This window comes from Vibrio sp. Isolate25, from assembly GCF_022398025.1.
Lineage (GTDB): Bacteria > Pseudomonadota > Gammaproteobacteria > Enterobacterales > Vibrionaceae > Vibrio > Vibrio coralliilyticus_A.
Genome location: NZ_JAKEUT010000014.1, coordinates 1 through 15,098, shown reverse-complemented (window position 1 = coordinate 15,098; position 15,098 = coordinate 1). Strand labels below are relative to the sequence as shown.

The 15,098-nt window shown below is 48.3% G+C and carries 17 protein-coding genes; 8 read left to right on the top strand and 9 right to left on the bottom strand.

The annotated features are described in order from the left end of the window. Positions 1 to 24: 24 nt before the first annotated feature. A complete protein-coding gene (locus L1D15_RS18410) occupies positions 25 to 678 on the top strand; it encodes a hemolysin III family protein (RefSeq protein WP_239876652.1) in 654 nt (217 codons plus the stop codon). Here L1D15_RS18410 and L1D15_RS18405 read toward each other — a convergent pair. Genes L1D15_RS18405 through def form a run of 6 tightly spaced genes read right to left on the bottom strand, consistent with a single transcriptional unit; the run spans position 675 to position 6,995 of the window. Then, positions 675 to 1,274 (bottom strand): DUF3157 family protein, encoded by a 600-nt coding sequence (locus L1D15_RS18405; protein WP_239876651.1) that lies wholly within the window; start codon positions 1,272 to 1,274, stop codon positions 675 to 677. The genes L1D15_RS18410 and L1D15_RS18405 overlap by 4 nt on opposite strands. Before the next feature lie 10 nt (positions 1,275 to 1,284). Next, the gene (locus L1D15_RS18400) at positions 1,285 to 2,730 is read right to left on the bottom strand and encodes a TrkH family potassium uptake protein (RefSeq protein ID WP_239876650.1); all 1,446 of its coding nucleotides are present in this window, start codon (positions 2,728 to 2,730) and stop codon (positions 1,285 to 1,287) included. A gap of 10 nt (positions 2,731 to 2,740) precedes the next feature. Further along, on the bottom strand, positions 2,741 to 4,117 hold the full coding sequence (trkA, locus tag L1D15_RS18395; protein WP_239838838.1) for a Trk system potassium transporter TrkA: 1,377 nt from the start codon (positions 4,115 to 4,117) through the stop codon (positions 2,741 to 2,743). Positions 4,118 to 4,166: 49 nt separating this feature from the next. Then, positions 4,167 to 5,447, bottom strand: a complete 1,281-nt coding sequence (gene rsmB / locus L1D15_RS18390) for a 16S rRNA (cytosine(967)-C(5))-methyltransferase RsmB (RefSeq protein ID WP_239876649.1) — start codon at positions 5,445 to 5,447, stop codon at positions 4,167 to 4,169. Between the two features lie 56 nt (positions 5,448 to 5,503). Then, entirely contained in the window at positions 5,504 to 6,451 is a 948-nt protein-coding gene (fmt, locus tag L1D15_RS18385) for a methionyl-tRNA formyltransferase (RefSeq protein ID WP_239876648.1), read from the bottom strand. 22 nt (positions 6,452 to 6,473) lie between these two features. Further along, on the bottom strand, positions 6,474 to 6,995 hold the full coding sequence (gene def, locus L1D15_RS18380) for a peptide deformylase (RefSeq protein ID WP_006957514.1): 522 nt from the start codon (positions 6,993 to 6,995) through the stop codon (positions 6,474 to 6,476). Positions 6,996 to 7,245: 250 nt separating this feature from the next. Here def and dprA point away from each other — a divergent pair, with 250 nt between their 5' ends. From dprA to L1D15_RS18365, 3 genes are read left to right on the top strand one after another with little or no spacing between them, the layout of a single operon-like run. Next, the gene (dprA, locus tag L1D15_RS18375) at positions 7,246 to 8,361 is read left to right on the top strand and encodes a DNA-processing protein DprA (protein WP_239876647.1); all 1,116 of its coding nucleotides are present in this window, start codon (positions 7,246 to 7,248) and stop codon (positions 8,359 to 8,361) included. 2 nt (positions 8,362 to 8,363) lie between these two features. Next, the gene (locus tag L1D15_RS18370) at positions 8,364 to 8,843 is read left to right on the top strand and encodes a DUF494 family protein (RefSeq protein ID WP_006957516.1); all 480 of its coding nucleotides are present in this window, start codon (positions 8,364 to 8,366) and stop codon (positions 8,841 to 8,843) included. A gap of 15 nt (positions 8,844 to 8,858) precedes the next feature. Then, positions 8,859 to 9,443 (top strand): type I DNA topoisomerase, encoded by a 585-nt coding sequence (locus L1D15_RS18365; RefSeq protein WP_239876646.1) that lies wholly within the window; start codon positions 8,859 to 8,861, stop codon positions 9,441 to 9,443. Positions 9,444 to 9,491: 48 nt separating this feature from the next. Here the strand turns inward: L1D15_RS18365 and L1D15_RS18360 are convergent, their stop codons facing one another. Continuing rightward, entirely contained in the window at positions 9,492 to 10,625 is a 1,134-nt protein-coding gene (locus tag L1D15_RS18360) for a 5-(carboxyamino)imidazole ribonucleotide synthase (protein ID WP_239876645.1), read from the bottom strand. A 4-nt stretch (positions 10,626 to 10,629) separates the two neighbouring features. Beyond that, positions 10,630 to 11,115: a 5-(carboxyamino)imidazole ribonucleotide mutase gene (purE, locus tag L1D15_RS18355; protein WP_239876644.1), complete on the bottom strand. Its 486-nt coding sequence runs from the start codon at positions 11,113 to 11,115 to the stop codon at positions 10,630 to 10,632. A 196-nt stretch (positions 11,116 to 11,311) separates the two neighbouring features. On the opposite strand from purE, the gene L1D15_RS18350 reads away from it, so the two are divergent. From L1D15_RS18350 to L1D15_RS18335, 4 genes are all read left to right on the top strand, one after another. Beyond that, on the top strand, positions 11,312 to 11,869 hold the full coding sequence (locus L1D15_RS18350) for an L-threonylcarbamoyladenylate synthase (protein WP_019274031.1): 558 nt from the start codon (positions 11,312 to 11,314) through the stop codon (positions 11,867 to 11,869). Positions 11,870 to 11,890: 21 nt separating this feature from the next. Further along, positions 11,891 to 12,808: an oxygen-dependent coproporphyrinogen oxidase gene (gene hemF / locus L1D15_RS18345; protein ID WP_006957521.1), complete on the top strand. Its 918-nt coding sequence runs from the start codon at positions 11,891 to 11,893 to the stop codon at positions 12,806 to 12,808. A gap of 75 nt (positions 12,809 to 12,883) precedes the next feature. Continuing rightward, positions 12,884 to 13,717 carry a shikimate dehydrogenase gene (gene aroE, locus L1D15_RS18340; RefSeq protein ID WP_239876643.1) on the top strand — a complete coding sequence of 278 codons (834 nt, stop codon included), beginning with the start codon at positions 12,884 to 12,886 and terminating at the stop codon, positions 13,715 to 13,717. Beyond that, positions 13,717 to 13,983 (top strand): DUF1488 domain-containing protein, encoded by a 267-nt coding sequence (locus L1D15_RS18335; RefSeq protein WP_239876642.1) that lies wholly within the window; start codon positions 13,717 to 13,719, stop codon positions 13,981 to 13,983. The genes aroE and L1D15_RS18335 overlap by 1 nt, the downstream gene beginning before the upstream one ends. Here L1D15_RS18335 and L1D15_RS18330 read toward each other — a convergent pair. After that, positions 13,973 to 14,524: a gamma carbonic anhydrase family protein gene (locus tag L1D15_RS18330; protein ID WP_043009562.1), complete on the bottom strand. Its 552-nt coding sequence runs from the start codon at positions 14,522 to 14,524 to the stop codon at positions 13,973 to 13,975. The genes L1D15_RS18335 and L1D15_RS18330 overlap by 11 nt on opposite strands. Positions 14,525 to 15,098: the final 574 nt, after the last annotated feature.

Sequence of the window (15,098 nt, the reverse complement as noted above, 5' to 3'; positions counted from 1 at the left end):
TATTCCACCAGAGTATGGTTTGTTATGTCGACTAATCACACTGAGCCTTACTGCATCAAAGAAGAAATCGCTAACACGCTAACTCATGGTATCGGGATGGTCCTTGGTATCGTGGGTTTGGTATTGCTGCTGATCAAAGCAGTCGATCATAATGCGGATGCTCTGACTATTACCAGTATGAGCATCTACGGCGGCAGCATGATCGTGTTGTTTCTTGCTTCCACTCTGTATCACGCGATCCCTTATCAAAAAGCCAAGCGGGCGCTGAAGACGTTTGATCACTGTGCGATTTATTTGTTGATTGCAGGCAGCTATACCCCATTTTTGCTTGTTAGCCTCAGAACTCCTTTAGCGATTGGTCTGATGATCGTCATCTGGACCATCGCTCTGGTAGGTATCATTATGAAATTAGCGTTTGTCTATCGCTTTAAAAAGCTTTCGCTTGTGACCTACTTATTGATGGGTTGGCTATCGCTGGTGGTCATTTATCAACTGGCGTTGAATCTGGATGTCGGTGGCTTAACTTTGCTGGCCGCGGGAGGGGTGATCTACTCATTGGGCGTGATTTTCTATGTTGCCAAGCGCATCCCGTATAATCATGCCATTTGGCATGGGTTTGTTTTAGCTGGATGCGCTTGTCACTTTCTGGCGATTTATCTCTACGTTGAGCCGATCTAACGTGTTTCGAGATTAATGACTTTGGCGGTCACTAAGTACTGCTCAGCTTGATCAATCGCCAGTTCAATCGTTTTCCCCTGTTCTACTTGTTGAGGACGTAGATAGGTATCGGCCATGCGTTTGATGGATTGCCATACCTTGACTGACTCTTTGCTCAGCACGTTTCCTGAGGTTGTCGAGACCTGAATTTCGATTTCAACTAAAATCACTGACTGGCTGCTTTGGTTTGTGACTGAGGTTGGAATCATCAACTGACCATCTTCATAGCTCACCGCACCTAGTAACACTTCAACACCTGAGTCAGACAACTGCATGGTGGCACGATCGCTACCGACAGTGACAATGGTTCCCACCGCTTTTTCGATCAGCGGAATTGCCGCCACTTTGGGCTTTTTGGCCGGAATGGTAGCAGTTGGTTGAGTGGTCTCTGGAGTCATGACCATCTCATTAGTTTTGGTTGCTTCCACTGGCACTACATATTGCCAAGTGAAGTCGTCATTAAGCTGGACTTGGCGACCATCTTCAAGAGTGACAGTTTGGCTGGCAAACACCAGTGGGCTGCTTAGCAAGGTAAAAAGTCCGAGAAGTTTTTTCATTGTTTTGTCCTTAACGTCGCCAGAATGCCGGGAAAAACAGCACCAATAACGTGAGAATTTCCAGTCGTCCCATCAGCATTCCAAAGCTGAGGAGCCACTTAGCGGCATCGGGTAATGGGGCAAAATTACCTGTCGGCCCGATCACCGCACCCATGCCGGGGCCAACATTGGCCACGGCGGTGATAGATCCGGAAATACTGGTAATAGGGTCTAACCCTAATGCACTTAGGCACCCAGCAATAAAAATAATTGTGATAAAGAACATCAAGGCAAAGGCGACTACAGAGCGCACAATGTCATCATTGACTGGTCTGTGGTTATAGCGCTGAACAAACACCCCAGAAGGGTGGATTAGCTTCATCATCTGTTTGTTGAGCAGCGTCTTCGCAATTTGAAAACGGAAGACTTTGATACCACCTGAGGTAGAGCCGGAACAGGCCCCCGCCATCATCAAGAAGGCAAATAAGGTGGTTGGCAGTGCGCCCCATGCGGTGAAGTCCTCTAGACCAAACCCTGTGGTTGTTACGACAGAGACGATATTGAACATCGACACCCGTAGCGCATCCATAACGCTGTAGCCATCTCGTATTACTAACCAAGCTGAAATGATCAGGCTGGTGATAAGAAACAGGTAGGTGAAGCCTCGCACCTGAGCATCATTGATCAACTCATCCAGTCGGCGTTTGCGCATTGCGGCTACAAACAGCAAAAATGGCAAACCACCAAGGAACATAAACAAGGTCGCTACCCAGTGTGAGCCATTGGAGAAGTGGTTCATTGAACCGTCAGAAGTTGAGTAGCCTCCGGTAGAAAGCGTGGTGAAGGCATGATTGATGGCTTCGAATACATTCATACCAGTCAGAAGGTAACCCACCATGCACAATCCAGTTAGGATCAGATAGACCAGCATGATGTTTTTGGCCACGGTCTTGGCGCGAGGGCTGCTTTTATCTGACCAATCAGAAGATTCGGTATGGAAAAGCTTCATACCACCGACGTTGAGCATCGGCAATACCGCGACCGCCATGACAATGAAGCCGATTCCGCCAAGCCACTGCAAGATAGAACGCCACAACAAGATGCTCGGAGCCATGTCATCCAGCCCACTGAGTACGGTTGAGCCGGTTGTCGTAATGCCAGACATGGTTTCAAAGTACGCATCGGTAAAGCTGATGTGGTTGATAAACACAAACGGCAGAGCAGCAAAAGCACTGGCCACCATCCACACCAGACTGGTGATTAGGAACATATCGCGTGCGCTGAGTTTGAAGCGCTTGGTACGGCCAATCGTCAGACAGGTGAAAGCAGCTAGGTGAGTAATAATGACTGACTGACCAAACTCAAGAAACCCTGCCGTACCGGTAAAGAAAGCCACCAATGTTGGAACGTACATGAACAGGGCCAGTTTCGACAAAACCAGCCCAATAACAAACAATACAGGACGGAAATTGACCATAGTGTCAATCCTAGAGGAAGAAAGGACTCGGTTGGAATAACGCTTCGACGTCTGGGACGTACTTTTTATCCACCAGGAACATCACTACGTGGTCATCTTGCTCAATCACGGTTCTGTCATGGGCGATCAACACTTCTTCACCCCGTACAATCGCACCGATCGTTGTGCCTGGTGGTAGTTTGATGTCGCCAATCGCGCGGCCCACGACTTTAGAGGTGGTTTCATCACCGTGAGCGATGGCTTCAATGGCTTCCGCTGCGCCGCGACGCAGTGAAGAGACATTAACAATATCGGCACGACGGACGTGCGTTAGCAAGGCGGAAATGGTTGCTTGTTGAGGCGAGATAGCGACATCAATCACCCCACCCTGAACCAGATCGACATAGGCACCACGCTGGATAAGCACCATCACTTTTTTTGCACCCATGCGTTTCGCCAGCATAGCGGACATGATATTGGTTTCATCTTCATTGGTTAGGGCGATGAACACGTCGACCTGATCGATGTTTTCTTCGGTGAGTAGCTCCTGATCCGCAGCGTCACCACAGAAGACAATGGTGTTTTCCAGCTCTTCAGATAATTTTTCCGCACGCTTATAACTACGCTCGATCAGCTTGACGCTGTATGATTGCTCAAGGCGCTTAGCCAAGCTGGCACCGATGTTACCGCCTCCGACAATCATGATGCGGCGATAGGGTTTTTCCAAACGCTGTAGCTCGCTCATTATCGAGCGGATGTGATTACTGGCAGCAACGAAGAATACTTCATCATCGGCTTCGATAATGGTGGTGCCTTGAGGGCGTATTGGACGACCTTGGCGGAAGATAGCAGCAACGCGTGTATCAATGTGCGGCATGTGCTCTCGCAGCGCTGATAGGGCGTTACCCACCAGTGGACCCCCGTAATACGCTTTCACCGCGACTAAGCTGACTTTCTGCTCGGCAAAGCTCACTACTTGCAGTGCCCCCGGATATTGGATCAGCCGCTCAATGTAGCTGGTCACGAGTTCTTCAGGTGCGATGAGGTGGTCAACCGGAACGGCACCGGATTGAAATAGCGCTTCTTTCTCGGCCAAGTATTGTGGCGAGCGGATACGAGCGATACGGTTGGGGGTGTTAAACAGAGAAAAAGCAACCTGACAGGCGGCCATATTGGTTTCATCCATATTGGTCACGGCGACCAACATGTCGGCATCTTGTGCGCCTGCTTCACGCAGCACATCTGGGTGACTGGCGTAACCGTTCACTACCCGTAAATCATATTTATCTTGCAGCTCACGCAGTCGATCGCTGTTTCTGTCGACTATGGTGATGTCATTGTTTTCACCGACCAGATTCTCTGCCAGTGTACCGCCTACCTGACCAGCGCCAAGAATGATGATTTTCATACCGTTTCTCGTCTAACCAAAATTTAGGGGATCGATGATCCCCGAATTACTACGCGATTTTTGTCAGGATAGCGTAATAAAAGCCATCCATGTCCTCTTCGCCTGGAAGCACTTGGCGTCCTGGATTGTCTGCCTGCGAACCTTCTAACTGAGCATCCGCGGTGCGCGCCAGAAACGCTTTCACCTGTTCACTGTTTTCTTGTGGTGTCACAGAGCAGGTTGCATAAACCAGCGTACCTCCCGGTTTCAACTGCTGCCACATCGCATCCAGAATCTCGCTTTGTAGATCTGCCAATGCTGCGATGTCATCACCACGACGCAGCCATTTGATGTCTGGGTGGCGACGAATGACGCCAGTGGCCGAACAAGGTGCATCGAGCAGGATGCGATCAAATTGCTCGCCTTGCCACCAATCTTTTGGCTTACGTGCGTCACCGCAAATAACTTGCGCTTTCAGCTGAAGGCGTTGCAGGTTGTCGTGTACGCGTTTGAGGCGACTGTCATCACAGTCAATGGCCACAACTTGTGCATCTTGAGTATGTTCAAGAATATGGGCAGTTTTGCCTCCCGGTGCGGCACAACAATCTAGAATTAACTCGCCATCTTTTGGCGTTAGGTAGTTAATCGACAACTGAGCAGCGGCATCCTGAACGGAAACCCAACCTTTCTCAAAGCCTGGCAGTTTTGTCACATCGCACGGAGCGGCCAATTTTAGGGCGTCGCTCGCTTCACTGTGAATACTGCTATCTATGTTTTCATTTTTGAGCAGTTGCTGGTATTCGTCACGGCTGTGATGTTGGTGATTCACGCGCAGCCACATTGGCGCTTTGCTGTTGTTGGATTCCACAATGTCTTGCCATTGCTGTGGGTAGGCGTCCTGAAGCAGTTTAAGTAACCAGCTCGGGTGACCATATTTACCAGCATCGTGGCTCATGGCATGAGCGTCTAGTTCTTCTTGGCTACGTTGATAGTTACGTAACACTGCATTGATTAATCCGCGTAGGCGTGGGCCTTTGAGTGTTTTGGTGCCTTCTACGGTTTCACCGACGGCTGCGTGCGCTGGAATACGCATAAAGCTCAGTTGGTAAATACCGACCAGAATCAGGTGATGGAAAACGCGTTGTTTGCCTTTAAGCGGCTTATCCATCAGCTCATTCGCGATCGATTCAAGGCGAGGTAAATAGCGTAACGAGCCGTAACAGATTTCCTGTAACAACGCTTGATCGCGAGGTTTGACTTGTTGTTGAGCCGCGGGAAGTGCGTTAGACAGAGACTGGCCTTTATCGATCACTTGGAAAAGGACATTAGCCGCAGCAGCGCGAACATTCATGTTGAATACCTTAACAGTAAGGGAGGGTGTCTCCACCCTCAAAAAGTACGTATAAATTAGGTCAGCTGAGTGCCGACTTCAAACCAGCTGGCACGCGAGTTGAGGATATCCTGAACCGGCATGGCTTTTTTACCGGGTACCTGAAGCTGTTCGAGAACCAGAACATGCTTGCCAGTGGCAATATAGATCCCCGTTTTATCTGCTTGCAGTATGGTGCCGGGTGCCTCAGTTGTCGTTTGAACGTCAACGCGGCTTTGCCAGACTTTGATGCTGTTGTCGGCGGCTTCAAAATGGCTCATCGGCCAAGGATTGAAGGCGCGCACACAACGCTCAATATGCTCGGCGTCATCACCCCAGTTAATGCGTGCTTCTTCTTTGCTGAGCTTTTTGGCGTAATTCGCTAGCTCGTCATCTTGCTTTTCAGGTGATGCTTTGCCGTCAGCAATGTCAGCCAGACACTCAACCAGAGCTTGCGGGCCAAGCCCAGCCAGCTTTTCATACATAGAAGCGCTGGTATCTGTCGCTTCGATCGGCAAAGTGGCAATTTTCAGCATATCGCCAGTATCTAAGCCGATATCCATCTGCATAATGGTGACACCTGTTTCCTGATCGCCAGCCCAAATAGAGCGCTGTATAGGAGCGGCACCGCGCCAACGTGGCAGAATCGAACCATGGACGTTGATACAACCCAGCTTCGGTGTATCGAGTACTGCTTGTGGCAGCAATAAACCATAAGCAACCACGACTATCAGATCCGCATTCAAATCAGCCAGTTCTTGCTTGGCTTCATTTGACTTAAAGTTTTCTGGCTGGTAAACCGGGATATCATGCTCAAGCGCGATGTTCTTTACTGGGCTGGCCGTCAGCTTTTTGCCTCGACCCGCAGGACGGTCTGGCTGGGTGTAGACCGCAATAACCTCGTGCTCCGAAGACAACAACGCCGCCAAGTGACGGGCGGCGAAGTCCGGAGTACCGGCAAAAACAATTTTCAAAGGTTTGCTCAAAGTACGTTCCTTTAGTTAGCCATTAGGCTTGGCTTGCTTGCTTTTCGTTAAAGCGTTTGATTTTTGCCAGTTTGTCCTGAATGCGCTTGCGTTTTAGAGGCGAAAGATAATCGACAAAAAGTTTGCCTTCTAAATGGTCAAGCTCATGCTGAACACAGATAGCAAGCAGGTCATCTGCTTCAAATGTGTATTCTTTGCCATCACGGTCAAGTGCTTTAACCGTGACTTCTGCAGCACGTGAAACCAGTGCTCGTGCACCAGGAACAGACAAACAGCCTTCCTCAATGCCATCTTCGCCACGCTTATCAAGAATTTCAGGGTTGATCAAAACCATTGGCTGATCGCGAGTTTCTGAAATATCGATAACGACGATGCGTTGGTGGAAATCGACCTGCGTTGCCGCAAGACCAATACCTTCTTCGTCATACATGGTTTCAATCATGTCGTCGACGAACTTTTGAATCTCAGGGGTCACCTTCTCCACTGGTTTTGCAACAGTGCGAAGGCGCTCATCTGGGAATGTTAATACTTGTAATACAGACATATACACTCGAAATGTTGAACTGAGCCGAATCAGGATAAACCTTGTTGGCTCAATTCTAGACATTTTGCTGCCCAAATGACAGCCTCATTACACTTTTGCGTATTTTCCCCGAGTTAAATTGCACTGTGAATCATGTCAAATTTGGCGAACACTAAGTGGTCAAACTTCTCTTGAAATAAGAGGTTTAGGCTGACTTGCTCTAGCTCGTCAGTGTCGTGTAACAAGGTGCTAGGCCGGATTAAATTTTCCTATGACGAAAGAAGAACTGACGGCTTGGCTGAGCTTGTACTTTACGCCGCGGATTGGGCCCAAAACGTTTCAGCGTTTGGTGGCGGTAGATTCTCCAATTAACATCATTGACTCTTCACCCGAGACATTACGCCGCTTAGGCTTTTCCGACTCGCAACTGAACTATCTCCAACACCGAGCTGCCGAGGATATTGAAGCGTGTTTTGAGTGGCAAGCAGAGTCCAGTGTCAGAACTATTCTACCTTTGAGTGACCATGGTTATCCGGCACTACTGAAACAGGCTGATGCTGCGCCAGCCACGCTGTTTGTTGAAGGTCAGTTAGAGAGTTTGTCTCGGCCGCAAATGGCGATCGTGGGCAGTCGCAATGCCAGTATTGACGGGCTTAATACCGCACGCAGCTTTGCAACCCAACTGGTGAATCAAGACATGGTCGTGACCAGCGGTTTAGCGTTAGGCATTGATGGTTATGCCCATGATGGGGCTCTGAATGGCAATGGCCAAACCATAGCTGTTCTCGGTTGTGGCTTAAATTCTGTGTATCCGGCACGGCATAAGAAGTTAGCTCAACGCATCGTTCAACAAGGGGCGTTGGTCTCCGAATTTCATCCCAATGTGAAGCCAAAAGCCGATAATTTTCCACGCCGAAATCGGATTATTAGTGGACTTTCACTGGGCGTTTTAGTCATAGAAGCGGCAGAGAAAAGTGGTTCTTTAATCACTGCTCGCTACGCGATGGATCAAGGTCGAGAAGTGTTTGCCATACCGGGCTCGATTCATCATCCCCATGCGAGAGGCTGTAACCTGTTGATAAAGCAAGGTGCGTGCTTGGTTCAACACGTCTCCGATATTGTTGATGAAATAGATAGCCTGATCCGCTGGTCTGATATTAATAAGCCGCCAATGCAAAACGATCTATTTGAACAAATTGATTGCAAAGAAGAATTGCCATTTCCTCAGCTGTTAGCTAACGTAGGAAGTAAGGCTACACCAGTTGATATTCTTGCAAGCAGGACCAATATACCTGTGCATGAAGTCATGATGCAGCTCTTGGAGCTTGAGCTCTCAGGGCATGTTGTTGCGGTTTCCGGTGGCTATATTCGAAAGGGGAGGGGCTAGCTATGATGATGGATATCCTAATGTATCTGTTTGAAACTTACATCCATAGCGATGCGGAGTTACAGGTCAATCAAGATGAGCTAGAAGAAGAATTACTTCGTGCTGGCTTTCATCAAAAAGACATCTATAAAGCCCTTGTCTGGCTGGAAGAGTTGGCTGCATTGCAGCAAAGCGAAACGCATTCCGCGATTTCCATTTGCAGCACATCCACCTCAACGCGTATCTATACCGCGAAAGAGTGTGAGCGCCTAAACCTTGAATCTCGAGGTTTTTTGACTTTCCTTGAGCAGGTCAATGTGCTGACGACTGAGACGCGTGAGATGGTGATTGACCGTATCATGGGGCTTGAAACAGACGAGTTCGAACTGGATGATCTGAAATGGATTGTGCTGATGGTGCTGTTCAATGTTCCAGGTAATGAAAACGCCTACACGCTTATGGAAGAGCTGTTGTATACCAAAGAGCAAGGTATTCTTCACTAAACTCCATGAGTAGCTATGAGCGGTAAAATAGATCATCAGTTGTTTTCGGCCCATGAGCACGCTTTAGAGCATAAAGCGTGCCCTAAGTGCCAGTCTGAACAGCGTGAAGGCGAGCTACAACTTCGCCATGGTAAGCACGGCCCGTTTTTGGGCTGTAATCAGTATCCAACCTGCGACTTTATCCAACCTTTACACCAGAATGACGGCCATATCATTAAAGAGCTGGGTGTACCCTGTCCGGAGTGCTCGAATGAATTGGTGCTACGTCAAGGGCGTTACGGAATGTTTATTGGTTGCAGTCATTATCCGCATTGTGACCATATCGAGTCGCTTGAGCAACCGACTGAACAAGAGGTTCAAGCAGAACATGCGTGCCCGGAGTGTGGCAAAGGTCATTTGGTCGAGAGGAAGAACCGTTTTGGCAAAGCCTTCTTTGCCTGCGATAACTACCCAAAATGCAAGTTTGCCGTCAATCAGCCGCCAGTTAAGGGTAAGTGCGAAAAGTGTGGTTTTCCTTTATTGATCGAGAAGAAGCTCGCTAATGGGATTAAACATCAGTGCGCTGACCGAAAATGCCATCACACCCAGAGTGAACAATAAAAACGGCGCTGTTTCCGCGCCGTTTTTGTTTTATCAAGTTTGCGATGACTAGTGCTTAATGTGACGCGCGATCTCATGAACCGCCGCGAAAGCATTCGCGTCTAAGACTTCTGCCAGAGCAGATAATTGACGTTGCAGTTCACCACTGTAATCACCACACACGTTAATGTGGCCCATCTTGCGTCCTGCGCGCTTTTCTTTCCCATACCAATGAACGTGACATCCAGGCATAGTGAGCACGCTTTCTGGCAGGGTATCTTCACCGAGGATATTGATCATCGACGTTTCGCGGATCAGCTTGGTGCTACCCAGTGGCATGCCACACACTGCTCGTAAGTGATTCTCAAACTGACAGGTTTCTGCACCTTGTTGTGTCCAGTGGCCAGAGTTGTGGACACGAGGTGCAATTTCGTTGACCAGTAAGGTGCCATTCAAATCAAAGAACTCGAGGGCCAGAACGCCCACATAGTTGAGCTCGTTAGCAACCGCAGTGAACATCTCCTGTGCCTGTTGTTGCAACTCAGTATCGGCAATGGCTGTTGAGACGCTCAGTACGCCGTCGGTGTGGACGTTTTCTGCAAGCGGGTAGACCGCGACTTCGCCATTTTTACCGCGTGCACCGACAAGTGACACTTCACGTTGAAAAGGAACAAACTCCTCCGCAACAATCGCTTGTGTTTCGGTGGCGTTAATACAGGCTTCCATCTCAGCCCATACTGCGTCTATTTGCGTTGGGTCTTTGAGTCGCCACTGGCCTTTGCCGTCATAACCACCTAACGCACTCTTTAGTACCATTGGGATACCGACATACTCTATAGCGTGAGCAAAGTCTTCGCGTGTTTGGATTACATGGTATTTGGCGTTGTGGACCTTAGCCATGTCCAGCAATGCTTTTTCGATTCGTCGGTCACCGCCAGCTTTGATGGCGTCGGCAGAGGGGAAGAGCTTTCCGCTTGCTTGGCAAACATCAAGAATATCATGTGGGATATGCTCGAACTCGGCGGTAATCACATCTGCTTTCTCAACGGCATTGTTCAACCCTTTGCCCAGTAGCGACTGAGTCAGTGGGTGGACGATGTTCTCGCTCGCGACATCATACGCAATCATATCGATGTTCAGAGGAGCGCCAGCCAGTGACATCATGCGTGCCAGCTGTCCCGCTCCAAGCACTAACACTTGCATGGGATTAGTCCTCTGCCGGGTTTGGATTCGCTAACACGGTTTCAGTTTGCTGGTTGCGAAATGCTTCGACTTTCTCCATCACGGTGTCATCATGTGTGCCGATGATCTGAGCCGCGAGAATGCCCGCATTCGCCGCACCTGCTTCGCCAATGGCCAATGTGCCTACCGCGATGCCTTTTGGCATTTGAACAATTGATAGTAGAGAGTCCATCCCTTTTAGTGCACGCGATTGAACAGGGACACCGAGAACAGGTAAGCTAGTGAAAGCGGCCGCCATGCCTGGTAAATGAGCAGCGCCACCAGCACCGGCAATGATGACTTTCAGGCCGCGCTCTTTAGCGCTGTTGGCATAATCAGCAAGAAGCTGCGGAGTACGGTGAGCTGACACCACTTTTGTTTCATATTCGACGCCAAACTGATCCAGCATTTCAGCTGCTAGTTTCATGGTTGGCCAGTCAGATTTAGAACCCATGATGATACCGACTTTCATCTTAAACTCCTTTAATGCAACTCTATTGATGAGCAGATAAATTTGAGCGCATTATACGGGGATTTTAATATCAAGCAAACGTTTGCGTGAAGTTTGAATCCAGATTGACACAATTTATAAATAAATAGCTTTAGTCACTACCAATGATTGTTTGTAAACTTAGTGGTTAGACAGTACATCAGACAGGAAAGAATCAGTGGATAATTTTGAGCAGGCTCTGTTGGCTCTGAAAAACGGTGAAGTGATTGCGTACCCGACGGAGGGTGTGTTCGGTGTTGGTTGCGATCCTGATAACCCTGAAGCGATTCAGAAACTATTAGAACTGAAACAAAGGCCGGTGGAAAAAGGTTTGATCCTGATCGCTGCTAGCTATGAACAATTGCTGCCATACATTGACGAGTCTCAGCTGACAGATGAGCAGCTACAGAAAGTCCATCAGACTTGGCCTGGCCCCGTTACTTGGATCATGCCGTGCAGCGATAAAGTGTCGGATTGGGTTTCAGGCCAGTTTGACTCGATTGCAGTGCGTGTGACCGATCATCCTTTGGTACAAAAGATGTGTAATGCGCTTGGAAAGCCGTTAACCTCTACCAGCGCAAATTTGACCGGTGAACCCCCTTGTATGACGACCGCAGAAGTTGAGCAGCAACTCGGTGATCGCTTAGTTGCAATACTGGCGGGAGAGACAGGTGGGCGAGACAAGCCAAGTGAAATTCGCGACGCAAAAACATCCAAGGTATTAAGACAGGGTTAACCCTGCAAAGGAAGTAGAAACATGTCAGCCATCGACAAGCAAGCAGTGAAACAGTTCCTGATGGAGCTACAGGATTCCATTTGTCAGCAACTTGAACAGGCCGACGGCCATGCTGAGTTTATAGAAGATGCGTGGAGTCGTGAGCCTGGTGAACGTTTAGGTGGTGGTGGTCGCACTCGAGTGATGAAAGAGGGGGCTGTATTTGAGCAAGGTGGTGTGAACTTTTCGCACGTACAGGGAAAAGAAATGCCAGCGTCGGCTACGGCACATCGCCCTGAACTTGCAGGCCGTCGATTTGAAGCAATGGGCGTGTCTTTGGTCATGCACCCGAAAAACCCTTATATTCCCACATCCCACGCCAATGTGCGTTTCTTTATTGCCGAGAAAGACGGTGAAGCGCCTATCTGGTGGTTTGGTGGTGGCTTTGACCTGACACCTTTCTATCCGTTTGAAGAAGACGCCCAATATTGGCATAACACTGCTAAAGAGGTGTGTGCACCGTTCGGCAGTGAAGTGTATCCAGAGCATAAAGCGTGGTGTGACAAATATTTCTACCTACCTCATCGTGATGAAACACGTGGTGTTGGCGGTTTGTTCTTTGACGATTTGAATCATTGGGAGTTCGATAAGTGTTTTGATTACATCAAAGCCGTTGGTGAAGGGTATTGCCAAGCCTACCTGCCAATTGTCGAGCGCCGTAAAGCAACCGAATACGGTGAGCGAGAGCGTCAATTCCAGCTCTATCGTCGTGGCCGCTATGTTGAGTTTAACTTGGTTTATGACCGCGGAACGCTGTTTGGCCTGCAAAGTGGTGGGCGTACAGAGTCGATTCTGATGTCGATGCCACCACTGGCGCGATGGGAATACAGTTACCAAATTGAGCCGGGAACCCATGAAGCAGAGCTATATCAGGACTACTTGAAGCCTCGCGATTGGTAACACTTTCTTCCTTATAGGGTTAATGATAGGGTCATTGGTTTGCAATGGCCCTTTTTGTTTTGAGTAGGTAAGGATATGACCCAGCAGATAGATCGTTATGCCGTTTTTGGAAACCCGATAAGCCAAAGTAAGTCTCCCTTTATTCATACGCTGTTTGCTCGTCAAACCAATCAGTCAATGACGTATACCGCTGAACTGGCTCCAGTGGATGGATTTGTTGCGGCGGCTGAAGCTTTTTTTGCTCAAAACGGAAAAGGATGCAATGTCACTGTGCCATTTAAGGAAGATGCTTACCGACTGGCTACACGTTTAACAGAGCGGGCTCAGTTGGCGGGTGCCGTCAATACGCTGAAAAAGCTCGATGATGGTGAGATCTTGGGTGATAACACCGATGGTGAAGGGCTGGTACAGGACCTACTGCAGAATCAGGTCGGGATTGAAGGTGCAAGAATTCTCTTGATCGGTGCAGGAGGTGCGGCTCGTGGTGTAATCAAGCCTTTACTTGACCAAAGCCCTGCTGAAATTGTGATTACCAACCGGACCTTATCCAAAGCGCAGACGTTACAAGAGATGTTCACGAGCTTTGGTTCGATCAAAGCGGTTGAGATGGCACACATCGAACAGAGCTACGACATTATCATCAATTCGACGTCCTCCAGTCTCAGTGGCGAGCTGCCTGCGATTTCATCGGCCATCTTCTCATCTAACTCTACAGTTTATGACATGATGTATGGCTCAGGTCACACGACATTCAACCAGTGGGCAATTGAGCATAATGCGGCGGTGGTATACGACGGCTTGGGCATGCTGGTGGGGCAGGCTGCGGAAAGCTTCATGTTATGGCGAGGTATCCGACCAGGGACAAAACAAATTCTACGCGAATTAAGAAAGAATCTAGAGGGTATGTAATGAATCAGTCGATTCTGTTTCCCGACATGCAGCATTGGGATGACCAACTGCAAGCAGTCGTTTTTCCCGCGCAGCAGTCAGGCGCGCTGATAGAGTGTGTGGTTACCTTGAATCAGTTGGAAGTATTGGCTGGACAAAAACTTCAAGGTGCTGAGCAAGCTCTCGTTTGCTTTAGTCAGCACCGATTTGATCTGGAAGAGTTAGCCGAAGAACTGATTGAGGACGAAACCTTCAATCAGTCAGGGCAGGTCGAAGTTATTTGCTAATCACATCGACATGATGCAGGTAATCTTCTTTGTTCTGCACGTAATTGTCTGCTGACTTTTGTAGAAAGGCGCGTTCTTTATCGTTAAGAGGACGTGCCTGTTTGACTGGGCTACCTACATATAAGTAGCCGCTTTCGAGAGTTTTTCCCGGTGGGACCAAACTGCCGGCACCAATCATGACGTCTTCTTCTATTACTGCCCCATCCAATACAATCGCGCCCATACCTACCAGCACCCTGTCTTTGATAATGCACCCATGTAGCATCACTTTATGGCCGACAGTGACGTCGTCGCCAATGATAAGCGGGTAACCATCAGGGTTTTCCTGATTTTTGTGCGTAACATGCAATACGCTGCCATCTTGGACATTGGTTCTCTTGCCAATGTGAATATGGTTGACGTCACCGCGAGCTGCAACTAGAGGCCAGATGCTCGAATCATCGCCAATTCTAATATCGCCCACCAATACAGAGCTTTGATCAATATAGACACGTTCACCAATGACGGGACGTGTATCTTTATAACTACGCAAGGCGCTCATTTTTTCTCCTTATATAGAGGAATTCTGGATAAACAGAGGTAGAAGAGTAAGGAAAATAGCTATCTTTGAATAGAAAATACTCAAACGGCAAAAAAATCAAAAAAAACTGCAAAAAGGGGTTGCCAACGTGACGCCGATCTCTATAATGCCCCCTCGCTGACACGGGAACGCTTCGAAGCTTATGTTTCGAACCATAAAGCCCAGTTAGCAAGGTCAATTAGCCAAGTGGAAACGCTTGAAAATAAGTTTGAAAAAAGTGGTTGACACTAAACTTTATCTCGCTAAAATGACCGCCTCTTCCGAAGTGATGTTAATCACAAAAGAAGAACGCTCTTTAACAATATAAACCTATCAATCTGTGTGGGCACTCGTTGATGATAATCCAATTGGAAGCTTCGGCTTCAAATTAGGTTTCAATGAAACGAAGTGACCATTCGAATTGGGAAGCAGCCTTGAGCTGTTTTGTTTTACTTTTTCAAAAGTGAAAACCAATAAGAGCACAGTCAATTCAAACATTACTTTATGTAATGTTCAGTATTCATTGAGCCGACAAAATCTTAAATTGAAGAGTTTG

Excerpts from the sequence above, each read along its gene's own strand:
- L1D15_RS18410 (WP_239876652.1), top strand. The coding sequence starts at position 25 with ATGTCGACTAATCACACTGAGCCTTACTGCATCAAAGAAGAAATCGCT.
- L1D15_RS18405 (WP_239876651.1), bottom strand. The coding sequence starts at position 1,274 with ATGAAAAAACTTCTCGGACTTTTTACCTTGCTAAGCAGCCCACTGGTG.
- L1D15_RS18400 (WP_239876650.1), bottom strand. The coding sequence starts at position 2,730 with ATGGTCAATTTCCGTCCTGTATTGTTTGTTATTGGGCTGGTTTTGTCG.
- trkA (WP_239838838.1), bottom strand. The coding sequence starts at position 4,117 with ATGAAAATCATCATTCTTGGCGCTGGTCAGGTAGGCGGTACACTGGCA.
- rsmB (WP_239876649.1), bottom strand. The coding sequence starts at position 5,447 with ATGAATGTTCGCGCTGCTGCGGCTAATGTCCTTTTCCAAGTGATCGAT.
- def (WP_006957514.1), bottom strand. The coding sequence starts at position 6,995 with ATGTCTGTATTACAAGTATTAACATTCCCAGATGAGCGCCTTCGCACT.
- dprA (WP_239876647.1), top strand. The coding sequence starts at position 7,246 with ATGACGAAAGAAGAACTGACGGCTTGGCTGAGCTTGTACTTTACGCCG.
- L1D15_RS18370 (WP_006957516.1), top strand. The coding sequence starts at position 8,364 with ATGATGATGGATATCCTAATGTATCTGTTTGAAACTTACATCCATAGC.
- L1D15_RS18365 (WP_239876646.1), top strand. The coding sequence starts at position 8,859 with ATGAGCGGTAAAATAGATCATCAGTTGTTTTCGGCCCATGAGCACGCT.
- L1D15_RS18360 (WP_239876645.1), bottom strand. The coding sequence starts at position 10,625 with ATGCAAGTGTTAGTGCTTGGAGCGGGACAGCTGGCACGCATGATGTCA.
- purE (WP_239876644.1), bottom strand. The coding sequence starts at position 11,115 with ATGAAAGTCGGTATCATCATGGGTTCTAAATCTGACTGGCCAACCATG.
- hemF (WP_006957521.1), top strand. The coding sequence starts at position 11,891 with ATGTCAGCCATCGACAAGCAAGCAGTGAAACAGTTCCTGATGGAGCTA.
- aroE (WP_239876643.1), top strand. The coding sequence starts at position 12,884 with ATGACCCAGCAGATAGATCGTTATGCCGTTTTTGGAAACCCGATAAGC.
- L1D15_RS18335 (WP_239876642.1), top strand. The coding sequence starts at position 13,717 with ATGAATCAGTCGATTCTGTTTCCCGACATGCAGCATTGGGATGACCAA.
- L1D15_RS18330 (WP_043009562.1), bottom strand. The coding sequence starts at position 14,524 with ATGAGCGCCTTGCGTAGTTATAAAGATACACGTCCCGTCATTGGTGAA.